The organism is Bacillota bacterium, assembly GCA_013178415.1.
Lineage (GTDB): Bacteria > Bacillota > SHA-98 > Ch115 > Ch115 > Ch115.
In genome coordinates this window covers 1-4,880 of record JABLXA010000047.1, presented here as the reverse complement: position 1 = coordinate 4,880, position 4,880 = coordinate 1, and the positions used below count along the sequence as shown (strand labels likewise).

The 4,880-nt window shown below is 54.8% G+C and carries 11 protein-coding genes; all 11 read right to left on the bottom strand.

Features of this window, described 5'->3' with window-relative positions; all coding sequences use genetic code 11:
* Positions 1 to 2: 2 nt before the first annotated feature.
* Positions 3 to 185, bottom strand: coding sequence for a hypothetical protein (locus HPY52_16940; GenBank protein NPV81920.1), 183 nt, complete (start codon positions 183 to 185; stop codon positions 3 to 5).
* A 260-nt stretch (positions 186 to 445) separates the two neighbouring features.
* Complete coding sequence (locus tag HPY52_16935) at positions 446 to 1,450, bottom strand: hypothetical protein (protein NPV81919.1); 1,005 nt, start codon at positions 1,448 to 1,450, stop codon at positions 446 to 448.
* A 130-nt stretch (positions 1,451 to 1,580) separates the two neighbouring features.
* Complete coding sequence (locus HPY52_16930) at positions 1,581 to 1,913, bottom strand: hypothetical protein (GenBank protein ID NPV81918.1); 333 nt, start codon at positions 1,911 to 1,913, stop codon at positions 1,581 to 1,583.
* The gene (locus HPY52_16925) at positions 1,903 to 2,115 is read right to left on the bottom strand and encodes a hypothetical protein (GenBank protein ID NPV81917.1); all 213 of its coding nucleotides are present in this window, start codon (positions 2,113 to 2,115) and stop codon (positions 1,903 to 1,905) included. Before HPY52_16925 ends, HPY52_16930 begins: the two co-directional genes overlap by 11 nt.
* A complete protein-coding gene (locus HPY52_16920) occupies positions 2,087 to 2,431 on the bottom strand; it encodes a hypothetical protein (GenBank protein ID NPV81916.1) in 345 nt (114 codons plus the stop codon). Before HPY52_16920 ends, HPY52_16925 begins: the two co-directional genes overlap by 29 nt.
* 19 nt (positions 2,432 to 2,450) lie before the next feature.
* Positions 2,451 to 2,750, bottom strand: coding sequence for a hypothetical protein (locus tag HPY52_16915; GenBank protein ID NPV81915.1), 300 nt, complete (start codon positions 2,748 to 2,750; stop codon positions 2,451 to 2,453).
* A gap of 162 nt (positions 2,751 to 2,912) precedes the next feature.
* Entirely contained in the window at positions 2,913 to 3,194 is a 282-nt protein-coding gene (locus tag HPY52_16910) for a hypothetical protein (protein ID NPV81914.1), read from the bottom strand.
* Between the two features lie 196 nt (positions 3,195 to 3,390).
* Entirely contained in the window at positions 3,391 to 4,032 is a 642-nt protein-coding gene (locus HPY52_16905) for a sigma-70 family RNA polymerase sigma factor (protein NPV81913.1), read from the bottom strand.
* Positions 4,013 to 4,219 (bottom strand): hypothetical protein, encoded by a 207-nt coding sequence (locus HPY52_16900; GenBank protein ID NPV81912.1) that lies wholly within the window; start codon positions 4,217 to 4,219, stop codon positions 4,013 to 4,015. Before HPY52_16900 ends, HPY52_16905 begins: the two co-directional genes overlap by 20 nt.
* Positions 4,220 to 4,250: 31 nt before the next feature.
* The gene (locus HPY52_16895) at positions 4,251 to 4,517 is read right to left on the bottom strand and encodes a glutaredoxin family protein (protein ID NPV81911.1); all 267 of its coding nucleotides are present in this window, start codon (positions 4,515 to 4,517) and stop codon (positions 4,251 to 4,253) included.
* The gene (locus HPY52_16890) at positions 4,518 to 4,862 is read right to left on the bottom strand and encodes a helix-turn-helix domain-containing protein (protein NPV81910.1); all 345 of its coding nucleotides are present in this window, start codon (positions 4,860 to 4,862) and stop codon (positions 4,518 to 4,520) included. It abuts the gene before it with no gap.
* Positions 4,863 to 4,880 lie beyond the last annotated feature (18 nt).

Genomic DNA, 4,880 nt, shown 5'->3' with positions numbered 1-4,880 from the left:
GCTCACGCCCACCTCACCTGCCTTATACCTCCCCCTTTACACCGGCGGTAAGCGTCATGCGCCATCATTCGTTCGTAATAAGAGTGGCCTATATCCATGTCCGCGCACTGCAACCGTACGCCCAGGACCGCCTCAACAAGCCAATCGCTCAGCAGGCCGAGTGCGACAAGCCGCAACACCGTCATCTCGTCATGCGCCCAGATGTATTCAAGTATTGTAACTACCTGTCCACCCCCAAAAGAAAAGCCGGCAGCTCGGAGACTGAATCTCCGAAACTGCCGGCATCGCGTCTGCTGAGCCGCTGACTCTTACTATTACTGTCTGTTACCCTTCAGGGTTGTTCTCCCGCTTTGGCACTGTCCTAGAGCACAACATTGCGTCGTCAGCCGAGTACCGGGTCATCCAGAATCTCGCCCATTCTGAGGATTCTGGCGCCCAAAACGGACTACCTTTCTCTTCCTCTCGAGCCCGACTTAGGATGATTACCTCCCCTTTCTTTGTCTTCGTTACCTTCATTGCTCTCTGCCACCGCCCCTTCCTCGCTCTTGTTCCCTCCTTGACCACCTTCCGACGTTGTCGCCGTCAAGGTCACTGCCGTTTGCACGGGTAGCGCGTATTTTATGTGGTGATGGGCGGCTCCCTGTGAGAGATATCGCCCCAACCACCGTCTCATCAGGTCCCACTCGGCGGGGTACTGTTCACTTGGCTTGACAGGAAGCCCCAGATCGCGAGCCATGTCAGCATGAATGACATAACCGTGACTAGGAAACTCCTTGGTCAGCGTTAACGCCAGCTTGTCGGCCTTATCCTTAGGATATCCAGCTAATCCAAGGATATCCCTGACGTATGCGTATCCGGTCGCGGCTATCCCGCACCATTCCTCATTCAGAAGCGGGTCAAGCCTATCGACCATCGCGCGCAACGGGTATGGTGCTTCCTCAGGCGTCATGGTTCGAAACAACTCTCTATACCTGCGCAAACACTCCATAGACCTGTTTACAGAGACTGGGAAGCCCTTGTACGTGGTCTGTACGTTCAGCGGGCCTAGCTGGCTCATCAATCCCATTACGATTTCATCGCCAGTTAAAGCGACAATTGTGCCTCCACTCGCAGCTATATGAGGCACAAATACCCTGATCTTGCTAAACACAACCCACAAGGCCCGGGCGATCTTGTAAGATGACGCCATGCCACCACCATGAGTGTTTATCAAGCAAATGAGTTTCCGGTCTTTGCGCTCGGGGATTTCCTTGCGGACCCTCTCCAAGAGGGATTCCACGACAAATTCCTCTTCCAACCCTATGCTAGCATATACTTCATCACGTGGCGAGGTTCGAATACCTGCATATGGAGCAATAAAGCATGCAACAACACTACCTGATTCCCTTGCAAGGGCCTGTATTTCCGGGTCCATCTCTTCTTCTGCAACAGGAGGAGACATCTCTAACACGCGCAGATCCCCTTTAGATTTCGACGGGATATGGCTAGCTCCTCCAATCTGTCCTAGATTCAACCGCCTTTCCAACGGATGCATGGTACTCAGAAACTCAGCAACTCTCACCGACCGCAGCACGCTTTCCCTATCCCACCCTCACCTTCTCGAGCTCGACAACCTTCTCGACCCCGACCCCACGTCCCGCGCAAACCACGAGCGCGACAGTGCCGGATACACCCTCTCCCTGGAACTCACGAAGAGTCTCATCCAGTTCCTGCAAAACCTTCGCCTCGTCTGGAAACGCCTCGGGCGCCTCTACGTCAGCGACCGCCGGCTTGACCCAGATCGCCTTGCCGCTGCGGACATCCACGGTTATCCGACCGCTGGTTCGGCGCTCCCGGTATGTTGCCAGTACTTCCCTGACAACTCTGATGGTCTCAATTCGACTCATTTCGCGCAATTCCTGCTTATTGTGCATCCGGGCACCTCCTAACCAGATCATACCATGAGAACATCTGTTTGACTATGCCACTATGTGGCACCGCCAACACCACGACTAATACTGCACGCTGTTCATGTTCTCCCAATAGCACTACCACAAGGCCAGCCCTCGAGGATAATGTCGACGCACCGGACGTATACCCACCAGCTTCATCCTTCACCTGACCCAGCAACTTCATCAATACAGGCAGCGAGCAAGAGTAGGTAATTCCGGGCGTCGGCAAAACGCTGCCTCAAGCCCTCGCCATGCGAACCCTCCCAGGCCCACTCATACTGACCCGTCTGAACTGCTTTGGCGATAGCAAGGACATGTTTCAGGAGATATGTCAACGCAATATCAGCCGGCTTACATTTCTGAATCAAGGCCTGCTGATGAAAGTTCTCGAGACGGTCCACATCGTCGGCATACTCTGTGCCTTTATGACTCAAGATCCGCTCTTCTGCCTCATGAAATTCCTTAACTAATGCTGCGAATCTTTCTGGACTGTATTTCATGCCAGTTCTCCCCCAGAAATTAGATTGACATGTTGCGCCCTCTCAATAATTCTTTGAACCGCTCTATCGGTATTACTATCAGCCAATCTTTCCGGTCGGCTCGCACAGCTAAGAAGTCCCGCCCCTCAAGCCATCCATAGAGCTGTCTAAATCCATCCCGCCGGCGCTTTACTTCTCCGATTCCAAGACCGGGGACCTCCATATCTCCCGCATAGTCTTCGCCAGCAGCTCCGGAGAGCGGAATTCTCCGTCCCCCCAGGAGCCGGGCGAGCTCACGTTCTGCATCAAATCCCTTACGCCGTGGCGCCTTGCCTGGCATCCAGTCGAGCCTCCTCATGAGCCTTGCACTCGGAAATGATTACTCTGATGCCCAAGTTGTATAACTCATCTGATATCGATTCGGCCCGTAACGGGATAGCACATATGCGAAGATGCGAGCAATCGCCGCAAAGAGACTTGTCCAAATCCACAGTATTGCCGATCATGCCATCACCCCCAATAGTCCAGCCAAATCCCGCCCCTTCGCCTGCATAACCTCTCCGATGGTGACTGAAAACCCTTCCCGCCATTCAACCGGAGGAAAGGCCCGTTCCACCCGGGACCTCCAATTCTCAATCTCTATATCGGGAGCCTTCCGTCTCTGAAGCTCCAGAAGCTCGAATACGAACCGCGCAGCAAGCCGGATTTCCTCACGGGTCAGACGCCTGCTCACGACTCCCTTCCCTCCTTTTCCACTGCCGCCATTTCGCCCTGCACTCCTCACACGTAACAAAACCCCCTGATGCCCTTTTCTTCCCGCACATCACGCATATCCCGGCAGCCGGCCGATTGCAATGGCCTTCAGGGCCAATGCCAGACGCATGGCCAATTCTGTAACGAGTTGTCGCTGAGAGCTCTCATGCGCTTTCATTTCTCCCGAAGCACATCTGCCTTCTTTTCGTCCTCCCCTCAGTTCTCTATCACGCCACCGCCTTCAGCTTCGACAGAATGCGCGACACCTGAGCCTGACTGCAACCGACCTGCTTTGCGATCTCCGCCTGGGGCAGGCCGGCGAAGCGAAGCCTCACAATCTCCGCGTCTTTCTCGCTCATCCTGCCTAACACCCGTTCGAAATCAACCAAGCCGATGACTCCGGCTTCCCAATTCCTATCATCGGGGATGATCTCCGCCCAAGTACGGACGGCATTATCCCGACGGCTCCTCTGCGCCGGCTCTTCCAGCGAAAGCACCGCGCAGTCCCGCAATTCCTCCGCTTCTTCAGTGTCCATGGCCTCATACAGACGGCGCGGGACATGAAACGGAAACCTCATGCTCCGGAGCTGCCTCAGCATCTCGCCGGCGATGTACGGGACGGCGAATGATGTGAACCGTATGTTACGTTCCGGGTCGTACCGCTTCAACGCTATGTAAAGTCCATACATCCCGGCCTGAAACATGTCTTCTTCAGCCAGTGCAGTACGCTCCAGCCTTGCAGGGCCGCCGAGATACTTCCAGTAGCAGAACCATATGAGTTTTCTAAACTCCGGCATAAGCTCCTCGAATGCCTTTTCGTCGGTTTTGGCAGCAACCAGCAGGTTCATGTCATGCAGGAGCTTTTTCACTCTCATCCTCTCCTGTCTTCCGGAAAGACTCAGCGAACGGACAGGTGGCCCAATGCGGAGTCCTGCCGCGTACCACTTCGCCTCCATCCGTGACAACGGTCACATACTGGCAGTTGACCGGCATCAGCTTTCCGCTGGAGAGCTTGACCCACTCTATGGGTTCTTTGCACGCCTTACACCGGACCATTCTCTCACTCCTCTCCCGCAAGTCTCCTTGCTCAACCTACGCTCCCCTTGATAAAGTCCACAACGCTCCTCCCGATGAAGAAAGTCGTATATCTAGCAGGTGAGTACCCGACCACAAAGTCGCCGTCCACCTCTAACGCAGGAATCCCGGTGATCCACCTCTCCGACAACCGTTTCGCAGCCTCAGCGTCCTGGGAAATGTCTACCTCCACAAACTCAATATGATGTTCCCTAAGCCACCGCTTGGCCTCAGCACACTTCGGGCACCGGGGACCCGTATAGAGCACTGCCCTAGCCATCTATGCTACCACCTTCAACCTGGACAGTATCCTCGATACACTCGCCTGGCTGACACCAACCCGCTTAGCAATCTCCGCCTGGCTGAATCCGGCCATCCGGAGTCTCACTATTTTGGCATCACGGCCACTCAACCTGCCAATCCGCCTTTCCACATCAAGACGATCCAATGTGGTTTCTTCCCATTCCTCCGCCGGCAGAATATCAGCTAGCGAGAGCCCACCGCCCTCTCCGTCGTCGTAAACAATCTCGTTGAGCGAACGCAAACTGCTGCTCCTCAACATTTTGATCTCATCTGGCGCAGCCTTGATGAGTTTCCATTCTTCCTGCAGGCAATCGCAACCCATCAGTCCGTCCCCCCAACT

Excerpts from the sequence above, each read along its gene's own strand:
- HPY52_16940 (NPV81920.1), bottom strand. The coding sequence starts at position 185 with ATGACGGTGTTGCGGCTTGTCGCACTCGGCCTGCTGAGCGATTGGCTT.
- HPY52_16915 (NPV81915.1), bottom strand. The coding sequence starts at position 2,750 with ATGCCAGGCAAGGCGCCACGGCGTAAGGGATTTGATGCAGAACGTGAG.
- HPY52_16900 (NPV81912.1), bottom strand. The coding sequence starts at position 4,219 with ATGGTCCGGTGTAAGGCGTGCAAAGAACCCATAGAGTGGGTCAAGCTC.
- HPY52_16920 (NPV81916.1), bottom strand. The coding sequence starts at position 2,431 with ATGAAATACAGTCCAGAAAGATTCGCAGCATTAGTTAAGGAATTTCAT.
- HPY52_16925 (NPV81917.1), bottom strand. The coding sequence starts at position 2,115 with ATGAAGTTGCTGGGTCAGGTGAAGGATGAAGCTGGTGGGTATACGTCC.
- HPY52_16890 (NPV81910.1), bottom strand. The coding sequence starts at position 4,862 with ATGGGTTGCGATTGCCTGCAGGAAGAATGGAAACTCATCAAGGCTGCG.
- HPY52_16895 (NPV81911.1), bottom strand. The coding sequence starts at position 4,517 with ATGGCTAGGGCAGTGCTCTATACGGGTCCCCGGTGCCCGAAGTGTGCT.
- HPY52_16930 (NPV81918.1), bottom strand. The coding sequence starts at position 1,913 with ATGCACAATAAGCAGGAATTGCGCGAAATGAGTCGAATTGAGACCATC.